Consider the following 20,561-nt stretch of genomic DNA (forward strand, 5'->3'; position numbering starts at 1 on the left):
TTTTCAGGTGCAAACGAAAAGCCCGGCTGTTATTGCCGGGCTTTTTCGTTTTTGAGCGTGTCAGCGAGCGCGGTAGGTGATCCGGCCCTTGCTCAAATCGTAGGGGGTAAGTTCCACACGGACTTTATCGCCAGTAAGGATTCGGATGTAGTTCTTGCGCATTTTTCCAGAAATATGCGCGGTAACGACGTGCCCGTTTTCCAACTCCACGCGGAACATGGTGTTGGGCAGGGTGTCGACGACAGTGCCTTCCATTTCGAAGCTGTCTTCTTTCGACATGCAGTAAAGCCCTCGGTATCCAGTAAGTGGCCCGGTGCAACTGCGCCAGGCAAAACCGGCGCATAGTGTGCCCGAAAAACAGACCGTGCGCCACGGGCTTCAGTTCAGCAGCACCCACCTTTGATTTATCAGCAGCTCGATAGGCCGGTATTGGGTCTTGTAATTCATTTTTTTGCAGTTCTTGATCCAATACCCCAAGTACACAGCATTCAATTCCAGGCGTAGCGCTTCACCGATTTGCCACAAAATGGCGAACCGCCCAAGGCTCCTGCGTTCCTCCTCAGGTTCGTAGAAGGTGTAGACCGCCGACAGCCCATTGGGCAAGAGGTCAGTGACGGCCACTGCAAGCAGGCGCTCACCTGCACGGAACTCGTAGAAGCGGGAAAAAGGCAGGTCGCGTACCAGGAACGTCGCAAATTGATCACGGCTAGGCGGATACATGTCTCCGTCCGAATGGCGCTGCTCGATATAGCGCCTGTACAGGTCGAAATACTCTTCTGTGTACCGGGGGCTGACAGCCGTCACCTGAAGGTCGGCATTACGTTTGAAAATACGTTTCTGCTGGCGGCTGGGCTGAAAGCGCACGACCGGGATGCGGGCAGGAACACAGGCATTGCAGCGCTGGCAGTGAGGGCGGTACAGGTGGTCCCCACTTCGCCTGAAGCCGAGCTCCGACAAATCGGCATACAGGCCAGTGTCCATCGGCTGGCTGGGGTCCAGAAACAATGTGGTTGCCTGTTCATCCGGCAGATAGCTGCAGGTGTGAGGTTGAGTGGCATAAAACTTCAAGCGCGCCAACTCGGTCATGGCCAACCCTCTTTATAAGCTTACAGGTGGAGTGTAAGCCAGCGCAGAGCAACTCGCCTACCTGGCCCAACAGACCGCGGCTGGAGCATCAAGATAGGTATCGAGGTACTGTGCGAATGCTGAGCGGCTGATTTCCCTTGCACCCAAGCTCTCCAAGTGACGGGTATGCATCTGGCAGTCGATCAATACAAAGCCGGCCTGTTGAAGATGCTCCACTAGCGTAACGAAGGCCACTTTCGAAGCCTCCGTTACCCGGCTGAACATGGACTCTCCAAAAAACAGCCGCCCCATGGCGATGCCATACAGCCCTCCCACCAATTCATTGCCCTGCCAGGCTTCTACGCTATGAGCGATCCCGCGCGCATGCAGGTCTATGTAAGCCTGTTCAATGGCAGGTGTAATCCAAGTGCCCTGAGCGTAGGTACGTGGCGCGGCGCAGGCACGGATCACAGCGGGGAAGTCCTTATCAAGCGTCACCTTGAATCGTTCTTCGCGTATGACCTTTCGAAGGCTGCGTGATACATGGAGCGCTTCCGGCAGCAGGACCATGCGTGGGTCCGGGGACCACCACAACACGGGCTGGCCTTGCTCATACCAAGGAAAACAGCCATGTCGATAGGCCGCTATCAGGCGCTCGGGGCTCAGGTCCCCCCCAGCGGCGAGCAGGCCGTTAGGGTCGCGCAAGGCGCGATCAAGGGGCGGAAAGGTGAGGTCATCTCGGGTAAGCCAGGTCAGCATGGTGTGGCTGTAACAATGATCAACGGGGAGGAGGGCAGTATTGCGCCAACCAGGTGCCAGCGTCGAGGGTGGCCATTTGCCGGGCCAGCATCGAGAGGCGATAAGGGACGACTGTTTTGCGTGGCCTGAAGGCACAGGGAACCAGGCCGTGTGAACAAAGTCCATGAAGCTTCGCGCAGTTGCGCAATTTATTCACTTAAGCCTTTGTCAGCACAGGTAAAGCGTGGTGAAATCGAGGCCTACCTTATTGCCTTGTAAAGTGGCTTACGCCCTGAGCTGAACGCCCTTGAGCGCACTGGTGAGGTAGCCAATGGCCACCCTATGACATTGGTACTGTAAATCCGTACAATAGTCGGCCATGAACGGAACCGGCCGCGATACAGCCCTCTGATCGCGCGCCCCGCGCAGGAAAGAATGCGTTTTGAAGAAGTCCACTGTAAAACCCGTCCCCGTGCCTCTCTGGCGGCAGCAGATCAACTACCGCTTGAAGGAAGGCGCGCTTATCGCAATAGCAGCGTTGTGCCTCTATTTGTGGATGGCGTTGCTTACCTATGACCAGGGCGACCCTGGCTGGAGCCACACCGCCACCAGTGCGGACCAGGTGCAGAACGCTGCAGGCCGCGCCGGCGCGTACGCTGCGGATATCCTGTTCATGGTGCTAGGCTACTTTGCCTATATTTTCCCATTATTGCTTGGCGTGAAGGCCTGGCAGATCTTTCGGGAGCGGCATCAGGCGTGGCAGTGGAGTGGCTGGCTGTTTTCCTGGCGGCTAATCGGCCTGGTGTTCCTGGTGCTTTCCGGCGCTGCGCTGGCGCACCTGCACTTCCATTCAGCCACCAACCTGCCGGCTTCGTCAGGGGGTGCCCTGGGCGAGAGCCTGGGCGACCTGGCGCGTAATGCCTTGAACGTCCAAGGCAGCACATTGCTGTTCATTGCCTTGTTCCTGTTCGGCCTTACCGTATTCACGGATCTGTCGTGGTTCCGGGTCATGGACACCACGGGCAAGATCACCCTCGACCTGTTCGAGCTGGTAACGGGCGCTGCCAGCCGCTGGTGGGCTGAGCGTACCGAGCAGCGCAAGCTTGTGGCGCGGTTGCGTCCAAAGGAAGCGGCTTATGTGCCTGACGTGGCTGACGAGGTGGCTGCACCTCGCAGCGAAGGTCGAATGGAGCCCCGCGTCGACGCCAAACCTTCATCGGGGGCAGAGGCTGCAACGGCTACACCTGTGCGCCAGGAACCTGTGTATCAGCCACGCTTCCAAGCACCACCTCCCACGGTACGCGCACCGGTCATCGTTCCACCGCCGTCTGTCGTGGCCCCTGCGCCTGTGGTGTCCGCACCCGTGCCGCCGCCAGCGCCTGTACCCGTGCCCGCTTTCACGCCAGCGGCCGTGCCTGCGGCAGCCGTCAAAGCGCCCACGCCCGTGCCGTCTGCTATTCAGCACCATGCCCCGGTCGTTGCCTCGCGCATGCCATGGGATGACGAAGACGAGGAGGAAACGTTCGAAAGCTTCTCGGCCACAGACCGGGACCCTGTGCTTGAAGCGCCTCGCCTGGCAGTCGAGCGCAGGCCCGCGCAAGTGGCCGCCCCTGTGATGCCACCCATTGTCGCGCCTTCGGCTCACCCACCTGCAGTTGCGCCACCGGCCCCCAGGGTCGAGCCGCCGCGGCCGGCTTTCCTCCACAAGCCAGAGCCTACCAAGGTAGATGCGACGCTGGAGGGCACGCTGCCGCCACTGTCCATCCTGGACCCGGTGCAGAAGAAGGAAGTTCAGTATTCACCCGAATCCCTGGCAGGCGTAGGCCAGCTCCTGCAGATCAAGCTCAAGGAGTTCGGTGTCGAGGTCCTGGTGGATTCGATACACCCCGGCCCGGTGATTACCCGTTATGAGATTCAACCGGCGGCTGGCGTGAAGGTGAGTCGGATCTCCAACCTGGCAAAAGACCTCGCGCGCTCCCTGGCAGTGACCAGCGTCCGTGTGGTGGAAGTCATCCCCGGTAAAACTACCGTAGGGATCGAGATCCCCAACGAGGACCGGCAGATCGTGCGCTTCTCGGAGGTGTTGTCCACGCCACAGTTCGATGAAGCGCCCTCACCGGTCACCCTCGCCCTGGGGCATGACATCGGCGGCAAACCGGTCATTACCGACTTGGCCAAGATGCCACACTTGCTGGTGGCCGGTACCACCGGGTCTGGTAAGTCCGTCGGTGTGAACGCAATGATCCTGTCGATCCTGTTCAAGTCGTCGCCTGAAGACGCCCGTTTGATCATGATCGACCCCAAGATGCTGGAATTGTCCATCTATGAAGGCATTCCGCACCTGTTGTGCCCGGTGGTCACTGACATGAAAGACGCCGCCAATGCCCTGCGCTGGAGCGTTGCGGAAATGGAGCGCCGTTATAAGCTGATGGCGGCCATGGGGGTACGTAACCTGGCGGGCTTCAACCGCAAGGTCAAGGATGCCGAGGAGGCCGGTTACCCCTTGGGCGATCCCCTCTACCGTCGCGAAAGCATGGAAGACGAAGCCCCCTTGCTGAAGACCCTACCAACGATTGTGGTAGTCGTTGACGAATTTGCCGACATGATGATGATCGTCGGCAAGAAGGTTGAAGAGCTGATCGCCCGTATCGCGCAGAAGGCGCGGGCAGCCGGTATTCACCTGATCCTGGCGACCCAGCGGCCGTCGGTAGACGTGATCACTGGCCTGATCAAAGCCAACATCCCTACCCGCATGGCGTTCCAGGTGTCGAGCAAGATCGATTCCCGGACCATCATCGATCAGGGTGGGGCCGAGCAATTGCTCGGCCACGGGGACATGCTGTACATGCCGCCAGGCACCAGCCTGCCGATTCGGGTCCACGGCGCCTTTGTGTCTGACGATGAAGTCCACCGTGTAGTGGAAGCCTGGAAACAGCGCGGCACGCCTGACTATAACGACGACATCCTTAATGGCGTTGAGGAGGGCGGTGGTGCCGGGTTTGAAGGGTCAGGCGGTGGTGACGGAGATGACAGCGAAAGCGATGCCTTGTATGACGAAGCCGTAGCTTTCGTCCTGGAAAGCCGCAGGGCGTCCATTTCCTCCGTTCAACGCAAGCTCAAGATCGGCTATAACCGTGCTGCACGTATGATCGAAGCCATGGAAATGGCAGGGGTGGTAACGCCCATGAATACCAACGGCAGCCGCGACGTCATTGCACCCGGCCCGTCCCGCGATTGACCATTGGCGCCTGTGAAGGCGCCGGTTCGCTTATCTGACACGAGGATTACCATGCGCCTGATTCGCATGTTGTTGCTATCTGCGCTGGCCATGACCAGCCTGTCTGCCTTGGCAGATGACCAGGCAGTGAAGTCCCTGACTCAGCTGCTGGAAAAATCCCAAACCCTGACCGGGCGTTTCTCTCAGCTCACGCTTGACGGCGGTGGTACGCAGTTGCAGGAAACCAGCGGCGAAATGGCCCTTCAGCGCCCAGGCCTGTTCAATTGGCACACCGATGCGCCCCAAGAACAACTCATGGTGTCTGACGGCAAGAAGGTGTCGCTCTGGGACCCGGACCTTGAGCAGGTCACCATTAAAACCCTGGACCAGCGGCTGACACAAACCCCCGCGCTGCTACTGTCCGGTGATGTATCGAAAATCAGCCAAAGCTTTGACATCACCTATAAGGAAGCCGGTGACGTGATCGACTTCGTGCTCAAGCCCAAAACCAAGGACACGTTGTTCGACTCCCTGCGCCTGTCGTTCCGCCGTGGCCTGATCAACGACATGCAACTGATTGATGGCGTGGGGCAGCGTACCAATATCCTGTTCATGAATGTGAAGGCCAACGAGCCTGTGCCTGCTAGCAAGTTTACGTTCGTTCCCCCCAAGGGTGCCGACGTGATTCAGGAATAGGGCACTGCTGTCGTGGTGGACCTGTTCAGCTCGCCGCCGCCGGCCCAGCCTCTGGCGGCCAGGCTGCGCGCCAGTACGTTAGATGAGTACGTGGGGCAGGACCACCTGCTGGCACGTGGCAAGCCCTTGCGCGAGGCCCTTGAGCAGGGTGCTTTGCATTCCATGATCTTCTGGGGGCCGCCGGGCGTGGGTAAAACCACCCTGGCCCAGTTGCTCGCGAAAGTGTCCGACGCCCATTTCGAAACCGTGTCCGCCGTGCTGGCGGGCGTGAAGGAAATACGTCACGCCGTGGACATGGCTCGGCAGCAGGCTGCCCAGTACGGCCGCCGTACGCTCTTGTTCGTGGATGAAGTGCACCGGTTCAACAAGTCTCAGCAGGATGCATTCCTGCCCTACGTCGAAGATGGAACGCTCATCTTCGTAGGCGCTACCACCGAGAACCCTTCCTTCGAGCTCAACAATGCGTTGCTATCCAGGGCCCGGGTGTATGTGCTCAAGAGCCTGGACGAAGCCGCGATGCGGCAGTTGGCGCAGCGGGCGTTAACCGAAGAACGCGGCCTGGGCAGCCGCCGCCTCACCCTCGGTGAAGGTGCTTTCTTGCTGCTTGTGGCGGCGGCCGACGGCGATGGCCGACGCTTGCTCAACCTTTTGGAGAATGCCTCCGACCTGGTCGAAGACGGTGAAGAAATCGGTACCGAGTTGTTGCAGAGCCTGCTGGGGGATACCCGTCGGCGCTTCGACAAGGGTGGCGAGGCGTTCTACGACCAGATATCTGCGCTGCACAAGTCGGTGCGCGGTTCCAACGCCGATGGCGCGCTGTACTGGTATGCCCGCATGTTGGACGGCGGTTGCGACCCCTTGTACATCGCCCGTCGCGTGGTGCGCATGGCCAGTGAAGACATTGGCAATGCAGATCCGAGGGCGCTGGCACTGTGCCTCTCGGCCTGGGACGTACAAGAGCGCCTGGGTAGCCCCGAAGGCGAGCTGGCTGTAGCCCAGGCCATTGTGTATCTGGCCTGCGCGCCAAAGAGCAACGCGGTCTACACGGCCTTCAAGGCCGCCAAGGCGGACGCTGCAGCCTTGGGCTCTCAAGAGGTACCGTTGCACCTGCGCAACGCCCCTACCAAGCTGATGAAACAACTGGGTTATGGGGAACACTACCGTTATGCCCACGACGAGCCCGATGCTTATGCCGCCGGTGAAGACTACTTCCCTGAAAGCATGGCGCCACGGCATTATTACCAACCGGTGCCACGCGGCCTTGAGCTGAAAATTGGCGAAAAGCTGCGCCACCTTGCTGAACTGGATCAGGCCAGCCCCTTGCAACGGAGAAAGCCATGATTCCTGTAATCGTGTCTGTGGGGCTTTTCGGGATTCTAGGTGGGCTGCTACGGTTCGCCACAGGATATTGGGTCACAGCCCATTACCCCCGGCATTTTTTCGTGGGAACCTTGGCGGTAAACATCGTCGGTTGCCTGGTCATTGGCTATCTTTACGGTGCGTTTCTGACGCGACCTGAGGCGCCGCTCTACCTCAAAGCCGGGCTGATCGTGGGCTTTGTGGGTGGGCTGACAACGTTTTCATCCTTCTCCCTGGACACGTTGCGCCTGCTAGACAACGGGCAGGTGCCCCTGGCAATTGGCTATGCCGTTGCCAGTGTGTTCGGCGGCCTGCTGGCAACCTGGGCAGGCCTGTACCTGACAAAACTCTGATTAACGAGAACCCTACATGCTCGATTCAAAACTGTTACGCGGCCAATTGCATGATGTTGCCGAGCGCCTTTCAACCCGCGGCTTTGCCCTGGATGTTGCGCGCATCGAGGCGTTGGAAGCCCAGCGCAAGGTGGTGCAGACCCGCACCGAGCAATTGCAGGCCGAGCGCAACAGTCGTTCCAAGTCCATCGGGCAAGCCAAGGCCCGAGGCGAAGACATTGCGCCGCTAATGGCCGATGTTGAGCGTATGGCGCAGGAGCTGGCCCAGGGCAAAAGCGAGCTGGATGATATCCAGGCCCAATTGGACAGCATTCTGCTAGGGCTGCCAAACCTGCCGGACGCCTCTGTCCCCGTGGGCAAGGACGAAGACGACAACGTGGAAGTGCGCCGCTGGGGCACACCGCCGGCCTTTGATTTCGTGGTTCAGGACCACGTGGCACTGGGCGAGCGCTTTGGCTGGCTGGATTTCGAAAGTGCTGCGCGCCTCTCCGGCGCCCGCTTCGCCGTGTTGCGGGGCCCCATTGCCCGGCTGCACCGTGCGTTGGCCCAATTCATGATCAACCTGCATGTGGCCGAGCACGGTTACGAAGAGGCCTATACCCCCTATCTGGTTCAAGCGCCGGCGTTGCAGGGCACTGGGCAATTGCCCAAGTTCGAGGAAGATCTGTTCAAGATCGCCCGTGAAGGTGAAGCAGACCTGTACCTGATTCCAACGGCCGAGGTCTCGCTCACCAACTTGGTCGCCGATCAGATCCTTGATGCCAAGGCCTTGCCGCTCAAGCTGGTTGCCCATACCCCCTGCTTCCGCAGCGAGGCAGGTGCGTCGGGCCGTGATACCCGCGGCATGATCCGCCAGCACCAGTTCGACAAGGTAGAAATGGTGCAGGTGGTGGAGCCGGCCAAATCCATGGAGGCCCTTGAAAGCCTGACGGCCAACGCTGAGCGTGTGCTGCAGGCACTCGAACTGCCTTACCGCGTGCTATCGCTGTGCACCGGGGACATGGGGTTCAGCGCCACCAAAACCTATGACCTCGAAGTGTGGGTGCCTAGCCAGGACAAATACCGGGAAATCTCATCCTGCTCCAACACCGGTGATTTCCAGGCAAGGCGCATGCAGGCCCGTTGGCGCAACCCGGAAACCGGCAAACCTGAGCTGGTTCATACGCTCAACGGCTCAGGCCTGGCAGTAGGCCGTACCTTGGTGGCGGTGCTGGAGAATTACCAACAGGCCGATGGTTCGATTCGTGTGCCTGAGGTGCTTAAACCTTACATGGCTGGCCTTGAGGTCATTGGCTGAATGGATTACCTGCCGCTGTTTCACAAGCTCACCGGGCGGACTGTGCTGGTGGTGGGAGGGGGCGAAATCGCCCTTCGCAAGTCTAGGCTGATTGCCGAGGCGGGCGCACGGCTGCGGGTCGTTGCACCGGTGGTGGACAGTCACTTGGCCGTGCTGGTACGTGATAGTGGCGGTGAGGTGCATGAGCGCGGGTATGCCGTGGCAGACCTGGCCGATTGTGTGTTGGTCATCGCGGCCACGGACGATACGCCCCTCAATGCCCAGGTTTCTGCCGATGCCCAGGATCGCTGCATCCCGGTCAACGTGGTGGATGCGCCGGCCTTGTGTACGGTGATCTTCCCAGCCATCGTCGACCGTTCCCCGCTGGTGGTCGCCGTGTCCAGCGGAGGCGACGCGCCCGTGCTGGCCCGCTTGATCCGCGCCCGGCTGGAAACCTGGATTCCACCCACCTACGGTGCACTGGCCAAGCTGGCTGCTGGTTTTCGAGACAGGGTCAAGCAGCGCTATCCCGACGTGACTCAGCGGCGTGCGTTCTGGGAGGAAGTCTTCCAGGGGCCCATCGCCGAGCGGCAGTTGGCGGGGCGTGCCAGCGAAGCAGCACGGATGCTGGCCGAACGGGTGGAAGGTGCACCCCCCCATGCGCCAGGTGAGGTTTACCTGGTAGGAGCTGGCCCTGGAGATCCGGACCTGCTCACCTTCAAAGCCCTGCGCCTGATGCAGCAGGCTGACGTGGTGCTCTACGATCGCCTAGTGGCACCTGCCATTCTGGACCTGTGTCGGCGTGATGCCGAGCGTGTCTACGTAGGCAAGCGCCGCGCTGACCATGCATTACCTCAGGACCAGATCAACCGGCAATTGGTTGACCTGGCTCAGCAGGGCAAGCGGGTGGTGCGCTTGAAAGGCGGTGATCCTTTTATCTTCGGCCGGGGTGGCGAGGAAATCGAGGAGCTGGCAGCACACGGCATTCCCTTCCAGGTGGTGCCCGGCATCACGGCAGCCAGTGGGTGCGCAGCCTATGCAGGTATTCCGCTCACTCACCGCGATTACGCACAGTCGGTGCGCTTCGTGACTGGCCATTTGAAGGATGGCAGTACAGACCTGCCTTGGAGTGACCTGGTGGCACCTGCGCAAACCGTGGTGTTCTACATGGGGCTGGTGGGGCTGCCGCTTATCTGCGAAGGCATGATCCGGCATGGGCGTTCGCCTGATACGCCGGCTGCGCTTATCCAACAGGGCACTACGGCACACCAGCGCGTGTTTACCGGCACACTGGCGGATTTGCCAGCGCTGGTCGCACGCCATGAAGTGCATGCGCCAACGCTGGTCATCGTGGGTGAAGTGGTACTGCTCAGGGAAAAACTGGCCTGGTTCGAAGGCAGCGCTTAAGCAGCGCTGTCACGTTGAGCCCACCACGTGCGTGCAGTCTCGAACGCATCATCCCGTGGGCTGCCCAAGCCACGCAAGGCCAGGGCCATGGTTGCTACCACGGCAAGTTCGCCGTAGCGGTCTTCGGTTTCCCGTCGCCATACGGCTGCTAACTGTGCGGGGTCGAGGAAGCCAGGCTTAAGGTGGCGCTGGGCAGACAGCTGAGGCCATTCTTCATCCCAGGGCTCTCCGCCGCTTGCCCCATAAAGATGGCAGGCCGCGTCCGGGTTCACCTCAAGCTCACCACCATCGCCCTTGATCACGATGGAGGTGTCTCCCAATAACCGGCTGGCCTCACGATGAACAGGCTGGTAACCGGGATGGAAGATGCTCTGCAAGCCGCAGCGGGCGCCCAATGGGTTCAACACCCGTGCCAGTGAATGAATAGGGGAGCGCAGGCCCAGGATATTGCGCAGGTCAATCATGTGTTGAAGCGGGCCGGCCCAGTCTGACAGCGGCGCGAAGGCCACTCCCGTAGTATCCAGGGCTTGGCCTACCTGGGCCCAATCGCGGCAGAGGGGAATACCCAGGTCGCCCAGCAGGTGCTCGGTGTACAGCCGGCCGGCCGTATGGGCGCCGCCGCCGTGCATGAAAATCCGCAGGCCGTTCAGGCCCAGGCACTTTACGGCCAGTGTGTACCAAGGCAAGTGCCGCTTTTTGCCCGCATAGGAAGGCCAGTCCAGGTCCACGTTCAGGGCGGGGGCCGCCACACGTGCGCGCACGGCTTCGGTGAACCCTGCCAGTTCTTCCGCGCTTTCTTCCTTGTGACGCAACAGCATAAGGAACGCACCCAGTTGGGTGGCTTCCACCTGCCCATCCAACACCATGCCCATGGCCCGGGCCGCCTCTTCGCGTGTGAGTGGGCGGGCGCCGCGTTTACCCTTGCCCAGAATACGCACGAACTCGGCAAACGGATGTTCTTCAGGCGTCGTAAGGCGAAGGGGTTCGAGGGTGGTCATATGCAATTCGCCGGTTTGGGCAGGCCCGCAAGCTTGGCGGCAAGCTTGGCGGGGGTGCCTTTGAAAAGATGGTTGAGGTAAGCGCTGTTGCCTTTTTCCGCCCCCAGGTGAAGGGCCACGTACTTGACCAGTGGCCGGGTCGCGGGCGAGAGCTGAAACTCGGCATAGAAGCGCCTGAGCACGTCCAGTACTTCCTCGTGGGCAGGTGTAAGTACAATGCCTTCCCCTTCGGCCAGTGCCCTGGCAACCGCCGGGGACCAATCGCTAAGGTCCAGCAGAAACCCTTGCTTATCGACAGCAATGTCCCGGCCGCCCAGGTGCAACAGGTTCATAGCCATGTGTTTACACGGTCATAGGCCAATGACAGCGCCACAAAGGCGGTGTAGTCCACTTGGCATGCCAGGGTTTGCTCAAGCCCACGCGCGTCGCAGTCCTCACCTAGCGCATACAGGGCGCCAGCGGGCAGGGCACTCAGCGTTTGCGCCATAGGGCTAGGCTCACGCAATGCCTGCACCGCCTCTCCGCACAAGAGCAGGGCATCGCCGGGGCCCAGCACGCGCAGGCAGCTGTTCAAGCGGCTATCGGTGAACGGCGGGCTGGAGACCACATGCAAGGTTGCCATCAGAGGGTGATTACCTCGTTGTATTGGTTGAACAACATTGCCAGGTCACTGGCTTGCAGAATGCGTGCATCCAGCGCTAGGTGTTCTGCGCTTAGGCCACGCTCAGCCAGGCTGGCACCACATACGAACAGGGCTTCTATGCCGAACAAGGGCAGGGCTTGCAGGTTCGCACCGAGGTTTTTCTGCTCCAGCAGCTGGGGCGCCTGGCCCTTGACCAGCTGGAGCACGCCATCGTCCATGAACAGCATGGCCAAGGGAAGCTCGTAAGCCCCACCTGCCAGCACAATGTCCAGTGCTTCCCGTGCGCCAAGGCCCGACCAGGGGGCTCGACGGCTGACCATCAAAAGGGACCTGGCCATATCAATCGCCTCCAAAGCACATCAAGCGATCAGCGCCCTGCACGGCTTCGTGCAACTGGCCCAGGCCCGACAGTTCCAGCGTTGCCACTGCATTGGCGGCAGGCCGCGCCCAGCGGGTAGCTTCTTCAGTGTTTAGCACCCCCCGGCGCAAGGCTGCTGCAATGCAGACCACACCATCAAGCGCATGTGCGTGTATCAAGGCCTGCCATTGCGCGCCAATGTTCTGTTCATCTTGAGGCACCACCAGGTTGGCCGATGCGTTATGCACGCCTTCGCCGTAGAAAAACACCCGCACGATTTCATGCCCTGCCGCCAGCGCCGCCTCGGTAAAGCGCAACGCCCTGCGAGTGGCTGGAGCATAGGGGGGGGAGAACACCGCAATGGCGAATTTCATGACAGCCTCGATCAGAGTAACGGCCTGATTCTAATCCCTCGTGTTGAAAAAAGCCCGCTACACACGCCAGCCCTAATGCCCCCTAAACAAAAACCCCCGCACAGGGCGGGGGTTGTGATGCAACGCAGTGCGAATCAGTCGTCGCGGCCCATCAGGCCAAACAGCTGCAGCAGGCTTACGAACAAGTTGTAGATCGATACATACAGGCTAACGGTCGCCATGATGTAGTTACGCTCGCCACCATGGATGATCGCACTGGTCTGGAACAGGATGCAGACCGAGGAGAACAGCACGAAGCCAGCGCTGATCGCCAGGTGCAGGCCGCTTATGTTGAAGAACAGGCCGGCGACAGTGGCGCCCAGCAGCACGAAGAAGCCGGCGGTGATGAAGCCCGACAGGAACGACATGTCCTTGCGGGAGATCAGCACGTAGGCCGACAGGCCACCGAACACCAGTGCCGTCATGGCGAACGCCGAACTGACGATTTCAGCACCGCCCGCCATGCCCAGGTAGCGATTGAGGATCGGCCCCAGGATAAAGCCCATGAAGCCGGTGAGGGCGAAGGTGGACACGATGCCCCAGACTGAATCCTGCAGCTTGTTGGTGAGGAAGAACAGGCCGTAGAAGCCGATCAGCACCACGAACACGTTAGGGTAACGGACGTTCATCTGCTGTGCCACGAAGGCCATGAGGGCGCTGAACGCCAGGGTAAGTGCCAGCAGGCCATAGGTATTGCGGAGCACTCGGCTGACTTCCAGCTGAGTACCTTGTGCGCCTTGTCGAAGGGCGTAATCCTGTTCGCGCATGGCGAAACTCCTTTAGGTCGTGAATGAGGCGATTGAACAGGCCTTTCGGCCCGGGGGCAAGCGCCATATCCGCCCCTGAAATTTCTAGTCGCAGATGAGCATACCAAAGCTGCGCGTCAACACCAGTAACAGAGTTTGACAGGTTGTTTCATTCGGGTATTATGGCGCCCGCACCACAGGGCATACGCCGGTCAGCCAATATGGACCGAACGTCGGAATGCCCGGGCGCCTACGGGAAATTGGCAGAGTGGTTGAATGCACCGGTCTTGAAAACCGGCGGACGTTAATAGCGTCTCCAGGGTTCGAATCCCTGGTTTCCCGCCAACACAGATAGAAAAGCCCTGCGTATGCGGGGCTTTTTTGTATCTTCCGGTTAGCGATGAGGATGAGGGCACGCCTAGCCGTTTCCCCGAGTTCCAAAGCGGCCTATCGCTTCGAGTGGCAATCCGGCGAACGTCTTTTCCTACCTTGCTAGAAAGCTGCTCCATGTCTTGCCCAGCGCCAATCCTGACAGCAGCTAGCAACCTATAAAGAGCGTTTTCTGAATGCTTCAGTCCTGGCAGGCGCTGGCAGCGCGCGGAACGTGAAATGCACCACGCTGCCTCAAGGCAGCGCAGTGCTAGTGAAGCAGTGCTCAATCAGGCAATGTGATGGCCTTGGTCTGGCGTGGAGGTCGCCACGCCTACCAGCTCCACAGGCACCGCGGGCGCGAATACCATGTTGTCTTCGTTCAAGACATCGAGCCAGTTACCGGCCAGCGCGATTTCGAACTTATGGCCTTGGCTGTCTGCTTCCACATCCTTCAGGTAGGTACGGTCTAGATCCCGGTTGTAGGCCATCTTCAACGTAGTCCCGGTACCATCGCCAAATTCGGTGTAGCCCAACTGCGACACATCGATCTTGTCGCTAGGGCCTGCAAACCTCACGATAAGGTCGACAAAGCTTTTGGAGTCGGTGCGGTAGCTGTCGTCGGTAGACAGGTAGCGGAAGATATCGTCGTCCTGGTGGTCATCAACCCAGTAGGTGAAATCGCCTCTGTCGCCGCCATTGAGTTGGTCAGCGCCTTGCCCGCCAATCAAGATATCGGACCCTGCTCCACCGTTGATGCGATCGTTGCCATCCAGGCCATAAATCACTTCCGCCAGCGCCGACCCGGTAAGGGTATCTTTGCCCGATGTGCCTTCAATGACGGGCCGTTCAGTCACCACATTATCGCTGTTCAACTGACTGGCCAGGTTGCCGTCCAGCACTAGCTCAAAGCGATGCCCGGCGGCGTCGGCATCGTAACTCTTCAAGTACGTGCGGGTACCTTCGGCATTCGTTTGTACAGCGAGCGTACCATTATGGCCATTGCCAAGGCCGCTAAAACCAAGCCCGGTCAGGTCAATGCGGTCCTGCGAGGTATCGAAATCCAGAATACGGTCACTGGCATTACCCTTACTCGTGTGATAGCTGTCTGCGATGTCCGTGAAACGGAATATGTCCGCCCCGGCACCGCCGGTGAGGACGTCCCGCCCGCCATTGCCTTGCAACACATCATCGCCCGCAAAGCCTTTGATGAGCTCAGCGGCCTCCGTACCTCGCAGGATGTCCTGCCCCACATAGCCGTCGATATGCACCTTGCCGTCCTGGCTGCCAAAGGTGGTATCTAGGCTGCCATCTGCATTGAGACGCGTAACATTGAAGTCGAGGTTGTGCAGGCCCGCTACCACGATTTTGCCGTCTGCTTGCACCGTAACAGCCTCTGGCGAGCTATCGTCGATAGTGACCACGCCCTGTTCGCCGAAGGTGGTATCGAAGGAACCGTCGGCATTGAGCCGCAGTACACTTGCCACGGAATTTTCGACGTTATGGCCTACCACGATGATTTTGCCGTCCTCTTGAACAGTCACGCCAGAGTCGGCTGTAAAACCCAAGGCTGGGTCCAGGTAGAGAATTCCCTGGTCCCCAAAGCGCGTGTCCAGTTCACCGTCCGGTGTAAAACGCTGGAGTCCGTAGACCTGAACAAAGCGGGTGCTCATAGACGATTCTTGCGGATCCTCGACAGAATAGATCGCGCCGAACAGAACACTGCCATCAGGCTGGACATGGGTGGTGATATCACCGGCCCAGGGGTCTGGTGTGGTATTTAATGTGAGTGTCCCCTGGTCACCAAAGCCTGTGACCACGGTGCCGTCGCTATTCAGTTTTGTCACCTCCGCTTGACCCGTGTCGCGAATACTCACATACACGGTGCCATCAGCCTGGGCTTTGAGATCCATGCCGCCGCTGAGGCTGGTAGCGATTATCTGTGCACCGTTCTTACCGAATGTGCTGTCGAGCGTACCATCACTGTTGAATCGCTCTACCCGTATGCCGCCCTCTACCGAATTGGCAGCCACCACTCGCCCGTCGGCCTGAACAGCCATGATGTCGTAGTCCCACTCAGGCCATATGTTGTCCGGAACAACATCCACGCCTCCCACGCCGAATGCGGTGTCCAAGCTACCGTCCGTATTTAGCCGTACTACGGAATGATCAAGATTGTAGCCATAGCTTTCCTCGCCTGGCGCTCCGGGATAACCCCAGGCCAGGTGCTGGCTATAGCCACCTACCAGGATCTGGCCGTTGGTGTTTACTAATACGCTTTCTGCATAATCCAGCTGCCCTGTGAGATCGACACTGACTGTCCCGACACCGGTGGTGACAGTGTGAGTAAGTACTGACGTGCTAGCGCTAGTGTTCACGGGATAATCCTTTAATGATGCGGGTTGGATCCTCCACTGTAGTTCACCCTTTGCCTTTTAGATTGGCCAAACCAGACAAGGCATATAACGATCGCTGGACGGATTTGACTGCATTCGGACGGATGGTTTGCTCGACGATTCACACCGGCATTCCTGTTGGGGTAGGCATTGCGTGTACAAAGACCCTGGCCCAGTTCGCGAATCACAAGGAAAAGCGTCTCTAGGACGCCACGGGTGGTGTGGTGGACATATCCGATCCGTTCAAGCGGAACTGGGTGTTGCGCAACACAGTGGTGAAAGAGGTCTGGGAGATTGGCAAGCGGATGACTGCCCACCTGCAGGCGATGGGCATCAGGCCTTGAGTCCAATCCGGGCAAACGGCTCATAAGCCGAGCGTTCGATCTGTAAAGAGGTCCGTAGGCTTCGCGCCCGGCTTTAACCTACCGTCACGCCGTCCCCAGCCGCTTCATTCAGCAGCAAGCGGTGGAGCGTAGCGTTCAATGCGTCCAGTTCGAAAGGCTTTCTCACCAGCACCGCACGGTCAATAGCCTCTAGCTGCAGGGTGTCGGAGTATCCGCTGATAAATACGATCGGCAGGTCAGGCTGAATGCCTCTGGCGGCCTTGGCCACCTCGGCTCCGTTTAGGCCTGGCATCAGGAAATCTATCACGGCGGCTGCGCAGCCTGTGGCCTCCAGCTTGGCCAGGGCATCGGTGCCGTCACTGGCTTCCAGTACGTCATAACCCCGCGCGCGCAAGTCATCGGCTACCACGGCACGCACCATGTCATCGTCATCTACCACCAGAATCGGGCGGGTTATCACGCCTTGAACCGTAAGCGTCGGCCTAACCGGGCCCTGCTGGGTGATAGGTGCTGTGCTGGCAGCAGGTAGCCGCAATTCGAACGTAGTGCCTTTGCCCAGCGTACAGCTGATACGCAATTCGCCCCCGCATTGGCCGCACAGGCCGTACACCTGTGCCAACCCCAGGCCAGTGCCTCGGCCTTGTTGTTTGGTGGTGAAGAACGGTTCACAGGCCTTGGCCAGCACCTCGGGCGACATACCCGTACCGGTATCGCTAACGCTGATGGAAACCAGCCCCGCCGTATCAGGTGACGCTATGCAGGTGACAGCGAAGCATCCCCCATCAGGCATGGCGTCCCGGGCATTCAAGGCCAGGTTCAAGATGGCCATTTCCAGTTGCAATGGGTCGGTTTGAACCCGCAGGTTTTCATCTGGTGGCTGCATGTCAATGGTGATGCCAGGGCCCAGCGCGTTAGACACCAGATGGAAGGCCGCCGCGATGCTGTCCTTGAGTTCAACGGCCACAAGGTTGAGCCGCTGGGTACGGGAGAACGCGAGAAGCTGGCTGGTCAGGCGAATGCCCTTATCAGTCGCCAGAGCGGCTCTATGTAGATGCTTGAGGGCTCTCTGATCCTCTCCAGCATGGCGCTCCAAGAGTTCGAGGTTGCCTGAAATACCCATCAGCAGGTTGTTGAAGTCGTGTGCTATCCCACCCGTGAGCTGCCCTATGGCTTCAAGACGCTTGGCCTGGTTCATCGCCTGCTCGACCGCCAGGCGTTGGGCAGCCTCGTGTTCCAGTGCTGCGCGCTTCTCTGCCAGCTCCAATTCCAGGCGTCGCCGGATGGTGCCCTCAAGCTTTTGCTGTTTATAGCGCTGGCGGTCGAGGCGATCGTTGGCGCGGCCGTCCTTTATGATGAGCACAGTTAGCGGCAGAAATACGGTAGCTACCACTAAGGTGAGGGCAGCAGAAGGGCTTACGGCGCCACTGTTCACCGCCCATAGCAGCAACCAGCCAATGATTGGTAACACGGCAGTCAAGGCCAGTTGCCGCCGGGTTGTTGAGCCCGCTCGGTTGTTCAGGGTGATAATCCTGAACCAACCCTTGTCCACTTGATGCAGCATGATCGATACGGACAGGCAAAGCAGGGCTAATGCCGTATGGAACGCCATCAAGCTAAAAATAGGGACCGTGTAGAGGTCCCTTACACCATATACGTACCCCAGCAGGCCAATACCCGCCAGGCTGAACGCCGCAGTGGCCAGCATGTCGCAGGGTTTTGGTCGCTGGCAGAGCCGAGCGCCAGACGCCAGTGACAGCAGCAGAAGGCAGGTCGCCGTAGCCGGCGACATTCGCCCAATAGGGACGTGGGAGCTGGCTAACATCACGTTAGCCAGGGCAGGGCTGATCCGGTCCTCGCCTACCAACAAATGAGAGAACAAGGCACATAGGGCTATCGTCAATCCAAGCGCCACAAGTGCCCCACACAACCGGCGCTGCGGATACAGCAGAGGGGCTAGCGCCGTGATGATCAGGGCCAGCGCCGTAAGCGGCGACATGCGTGTCGAGCCCGGCACTATCTGGTCGAGGATATGCACAGAGGCTGCGTACTCAACCCAGGTGATAAAGCCGATGGCTATGGGTATGGCCGCCAGAAACCAGGCAACTACCTGAACGTTGTAGCTGCGAGGGGCATAGTGATCGTAAGGCTCATCAGGGTGGCCGGAACCTTCTTTGAAGTGGGGGTCTTCAAGTGTCTGCATCTAGCCTATGCCTGTGTGGTCTTCCTTGCCAGGGCCTTTGGCGCTCACACTTGGCAGGCGCGCCATGTAGCTTAACCCATGCGGTACACCGATTTCGAAGCCTCTTCTGAACAAATGGTTCCTGTTTCGTGACTAGGGGCTAGCCCTATGGGGGTAGGCGCCAGCCTGCGAAAAGATTCGTTCACGTCGTTCTAGGCGCCTGCCAAGGTTTTTAGCTGCCGTCAGGCCATGCCGCCCTCACGCATCACACCCTGCAGCGTCTCGTCCGCTACCAGCTGCCCGTCTTCGAGCTTGAGCAGCCGATCTGCGAGGTGGAAATAACGGTCATCATGACTGATGGCCAACACCGTTTTGCCACGGGCGCGCAGTTCAGGCAGCAAGGTCTGGTAGAACACCTCCTTGAAGGTGGGGTCTTGGTCGGCAGCCCATTCGTCGAACAGGTAGAAGGGGCGATCCTCCAGATAGGCCACCACCAGTGCCAGCCGCTTGCGCTGGCCCTGAGACAGGTCGCGGGTGGAGAACGCCCCGTCCACCACCTGCACCTTGTGGTCCAGTTGCAGTTTTTTCAGCAGCTCGTTCCCCAACTGGTCCAAGCCTGCGGCCGGCAACCCGGCCAGGGAGTCGAACAGGTGGAAGTCCGAGAAAATCGCGCTGAAGTGCTGGCGGTAGGCATCGCGGTTGGTGGCATCGACCGCTATGCCATCCAGGCGCACTTCGCCTTCCTCGGCCACGTACAGCCCGGTCAGCAACTTGGCCAGGGTGGTCTTGCCGCTCCCGTTACCGCCCACCAGGAAGACCAATTCACCGGGCACAAAGGCCAGGTTCATGGGCCCTAGGTGGAACAGCCCCTCCGTGCGCTCATGGTAGTAGCGATGGCGCAGGCCTGTGATGTCGATCCGCTTGAAGCTCGCGGGTGCAGGGGCATCGCTGGGGGTTTCGTCGTTGGCCATGGAGGCCACAGCGGTCTCGATACGTTCCAGCGCCACACGGGCCAACTGAACCTGGGGCAGGTTATTGAGCAGGCTGTCCAGCGGCACCATCAGGTAGAGAAACACCACCACAAAGCCTGAGCTGATGTGTGCATCCAGCCCGGCATAACGGGTGAAGAAGAAGGTGGTCACGCCAATGATCACGTACAGCAGGAACAGGCCGAAATTGCTGGCACCGGTGTAGATCATCATGCCGCGCACGCGAATGCTGCGAACCGAGTCCAGGGTAGGGCTCAGCACCTGCTCGACAAAATCATCCCCACGGGCACGGTTCAGCTTCAGTTCCTTGGCCCCGGCGATCAGCGCGCTGAAGTTGCCCAAGGCCGCATCCTGCTGACGGCCGGCGGCGCGCAGGTGAACCATCGCCCGCCCGTGGGCCAGGTGAAACGCCAGGGACCCCAGGCCCAAAGCCACAGCCACAAATAAAAGGGTGGTGAAGGACAGCATGCCCAGGTAGATCAGGCTGCCCGCGACAATGGCGCCGTTCATGGCGATCAGGGGCAGGCTGGCAAAGAGCGTGGCCACCAAGGTGGCGTCGTCGCTGGCCAGTGACTGCAGGCGCGCGGCACCCATGCTTTCTAGCTGTCGGTATGGGGCGCCCCGAATCTTGCGTGCCAGGTGCCGGCGCAGGTTCGCCAGGGTGGCCTGGGTCAGCTTGATAAAGATCGAGCTGGCCACCAGGCGCAGGCACAAGGCGGCCAGGCATAGGCCCAGGAATTGCCAACCCAGCCCAGGCAGCTGCTCGGGGGCAGCGTTGAGGGCGGCGTTGAGCAAGGCGACGAGGGCGACCCCGGCCAGGCCACTAAGGATGCTGGCAACGGTGGCCAGGGCCAGGGGGCCGCGTACTTGGCCCAGCAGGGTAGCCAGAACGCGCCGGGGCGGGGTGTGGATCGAGTGCATGACGTACCTATCAGCATGAAGAAGGGGTAGGGCCGCAGGGCGGTGCGGCGGGCTATCTGTAATGACGAATCAGGCACGAAAAAAACAAACAGGG

General features: G+C 59.9%; 18 protein-coding genes, 1 tRNA gene and 1 pseudogene. 8 read left to right on the forward strand and 12 right to left on the reverse strand.

The window, feature by feature from the left end:
- Nucleotides 1–60 precede the first annotated feature (60 nt).
- The 3 genes from infA to aat all read right to left on the reverse strand — a co-directional run bounded on the left by infA (nt 61) and on the right by aat (nt 1,824).
- Nucleotides 61–279 (reverse strand): translation initiation factor IF-1, encoded by a 219-nt coding sequence (infA, locus tag ACSAMW_RS00180; RefSeq protein WP_002553999.1) that lies wholly within the window; start codon nt 277–279, stop codon nt 61–63.
- Nucleotides 280–378: 99 nt separating this feature from the next.
- Nucleotides 379–1,086 (reverse strand): arginyltransferase, encoded by a 708-nt coding sequence (locus ACSAMW_RS00185; RefSeq protein ID WP_500592117.1) that lies wholly within the window; start codon nt 1,084–1,086, stop codon nt 379–381.
- 57 nt (nt 1,087–1,143) lie between these two features.
- Nucleotides 1,144–1,824 carry a leucyl/phenylalanyl-tRNA--protein transferase gene (gene aat / locus ACSAMW_RS00190; protein ID WP_500592118.1) on the reverse strand — a complete coding sequence of 227 codons (681 nt, stop codon included), beginning with the start codon at nt 1,822–1,824 and terminating at the stop codon, nt 1,144–1,146.
- 421 nt (nt 1,825–2,245) lie between these two features.
- Here aat and ACSAMW_RS00195 point away from each other — a divergent pair, with 421 nt between their 5' ends.
- The 6 genes from ACSAMW_RS00195 to cysG are packed head-to-tail and all read left to right on the forward strand — an operon-like array spanning nt 2,246 to nt 10,111.
- The gene (locus ACSAMW_RS00195) at nt 2,246–5,041 is read left to right on the forward strand and encodes a DNA translocase FtsK (protein WP_500592119.1); all 2,796 of its coding nucleotides are present in this window, start codon (nt 2,246–2,248) and stop codon (nt 5,039–5,041) included.
- 51 nt (nt 5,042–5,092) lie between these two features.
- The gene (gene lolA / locus ACSAMW_RS00200; protein ID WP_500592120.1) at nt 5,093–5,716 is read left to right on the forward strand and encodes an outer membrane lipoprotein periplasmic chaperone LolA; all 624 of its coding nucleotides are present in this window, start codon (nt 5,093–5,095) and stop codon (nt 5,714–5,716) included.
- 15 nt (nt 5,717–5,731) lie between these two features.
- A complete protein-coding gene (locus ACSAMW_RS00205) occupies nt 5,732–7,057 on the forward strand; it encodes a replication-associated recombination protein A (protein ID WP_500592121.1) in 1,326 nt (441 codons plus the stop codon).
- Nucleotides 7,054–7,428: a fluoride efflux transporter CrcB gene (gene crcB / locus ACSAMW_RS00210; protein ID WP_500592122.1), complete on the forward strand. Its 375-nt coding sequence runs from the start codon at nt 7,054–7,056 to the stop codon at nt 7,426–7,428. The genes ACSAMW_RS00205 and crcB overlap by 4 nt, the downstream gene beginning before the upstream one ends.
- A 16-nt stretch (nt 7,429–7,444) precedes the next feature.
- Nucleotides 7,445–8,725, forward strand: coding sequence for a serine--tRNA ligase (serS, locus tag ACSAMW_RS00215; protein ID WP_500592123.1), 1,281 nt, complete (start codon nt 7,445–7,447; stop codon nt 8,723–8,725).
- On the forward strand, nt 8,726–10,111 hold the full coding sequence (gene cysG / locus ACSAMW_RS00220) for a siroheme synthase CysG (protein WP_500592124.1): 1,386 nt from the start codon (nt 8,726–8,728) through the stop codon (nt 10,109–10,111). It begins immediately after the preceding gene.
- Here the strand turns inward: cysG and ACSAMW_RS00225 are convergent.
- The 6 genes from ACSAMW_RS00225 to ACSAMW_RS00250 all read right to left on the reverse strand — a co-directional run bounded on the left by ACSAMW_RS00225 (nt 10,108) and on the right by ACSAMW_RS00250 (nt 13,290).
- On the reverse strand, nt 10,108–11,109 hold the full coding sequence (locus ACSAMW_RS00225) for a glycosyl transferase family protein (protein ID WP_500592125.1): 1,002 nt from the start codon (nt 11,107–11,109) through the stop codon (nt 10,108–10,110). The two genes, cysG and ACSAMW_RS00225, sit on opposite strands and share 4 nt — an antisense overlap.
- Nucleotides 11,106–11,441, reverse strand: coding sequence for a TusE/DsrC/DsvC family sulfur relay protein (locus tag ACSAMW_RS00230; protein ID WP_500594105.1), 336 nt, complete (start codon nt 11,439–11,441; stop codon nt 11,106–11,108). The genes ACSAMW_RS00225 and ACSAMW_RS00230 overlap by 4 nt, the downstream gene beginning before the upstream one ends.
- Nucleotides 11,438–11,731, reverse strand: a complete 294-nt coding sequence (gene tusB, locus ACSAMW_RS00235; RefSeq protein ID WP_500592126.1) for a sulfurtransferase complex subunit TusB — start codon at nt 11,729–11,731, stop codon at nt 11,438–11,440. Before tusB ends, ACSAMW_RS00230 begins: the two co-directional genes overlap by 4 nt.
- On the reverse strand, nt 11,731–12,090 hold the full coding sequence (gene tusC / locus ACSAMW_RS00240) for a sulfurtransferase complex subunit TusC (RefSeq protein ID WP_168080344.1): 360 nt from the start codon (nt 12,088–12,090) through the stop codon (nt 11,731–11,733). The genes tusB and tusC overlap by 1 nt, the downstream gene beginning before the upstream one ends.
- Before the next feature lies 1 nt (nt 12,091).
- Nucleotides 12,092–12,484, reverse strand: coding sequence for a sulfurtransferase complex subunit TusD (gene tusD, locus ACSAMW_RS00245; RefSeq protein WP_168080346.1), 393 nt, complete (start codon nt 12,482–12,484; stop codon nt 12,092–12,094).
- Between the two features lie 134 nt (nt 12,485–12,618).
- Nucleotides 12,619–13,290, reverse strand: a complete 672-nt coding sequence (locus tag ACSAMW_RS00250) for a Bax inhibitor-1/YccA family protein (RefSeq protein WP_168080348.1) — start codon at nt 13,288–13,290, stop codon at nt 12,619–12,621.
- 233 nt (nt 13,291–13,523) lie between these two features.
- Between ACSAMW_RS00250 and ACSAMW_RS00255 the strand changes: the two genes are divergently transcribed.
- Nucleotides 13,524–13,614: transfer RNA gene (locus tag ACSAMW_RS00255), tRNA-Ser, on the forward strand.
- A gap of 314 nt (nt 13,615–13,928) precedes the next feature.
- Here the strand turns inward: ACSAMW_RS00255 and ACSAMW_RS00260 are convergent.
- The gene (locus ACSAMW_RS00260; protein ID WP_500592127.1) at nt 13,929–16,016 is read right to left on the reverse strand and encodes a M10 family metallopeptidase C-terminal domain-containing protein; all 2,088 of its coding nucleotides are present in this window, start codon (nt 16,014–16,016) and stop codon (nt 13,929–13,931) included.
- A gap of 101 nt (nt 16,017–16,117) precedes the next feature.
- Between ACSAMW_RS00260 and ACSAMW_RS00265 the strand changes: the two are divergent.
- Nucleotides 16,118–16,372, forward strand: a pseudogene (locus ACSAMW_RS00265) (DNA polymerase V subunit UmuC); the annotation flags it as partial.
- 79 nt (nt 16,373–16,451) lie between these two features.
- On the opposite strand, the gene ACSAMW_RS00270 reads toward ACSAMW_RS00265, so the two are convergent.
- Together ACSAMW_RS00270 and ACSAMW_RS00275 are read right to left on the reverse strand one after the other, a co-directional pair.
- Nucleotides 16,452–18,578 carry an ATP-binding protein gene (locus ACSAMW_RS00270; protein WP_500592128.1) on the reverse strand — a complete coding sequence of 709 codons (2,127 nt, stop codon included), beginning with the start codon at nt 18,576–18,578 and terminating at the stop codon, nt 16,452–16,454.
- Nucleotides 18,579–18,799: 221 nt separating this feature from the next.
- Complete coding sequence (locus ACSAMW_RS00275) at nt 18,800–20,467, reverse strand: cyclic peptide export ABC transporter (protein ID WP_500592129.1); 1,668 nt, start codon at nt 20,465–20,467, stop codon at nt 18,800–18,802.
- Nucleotides 20,468–20,561 lie beyond the last annotated feature (94 nt).

The sequence above is a fragment of the Pseudomonas sp. AB39(2026) genome, from assembly GCF_059831485.1.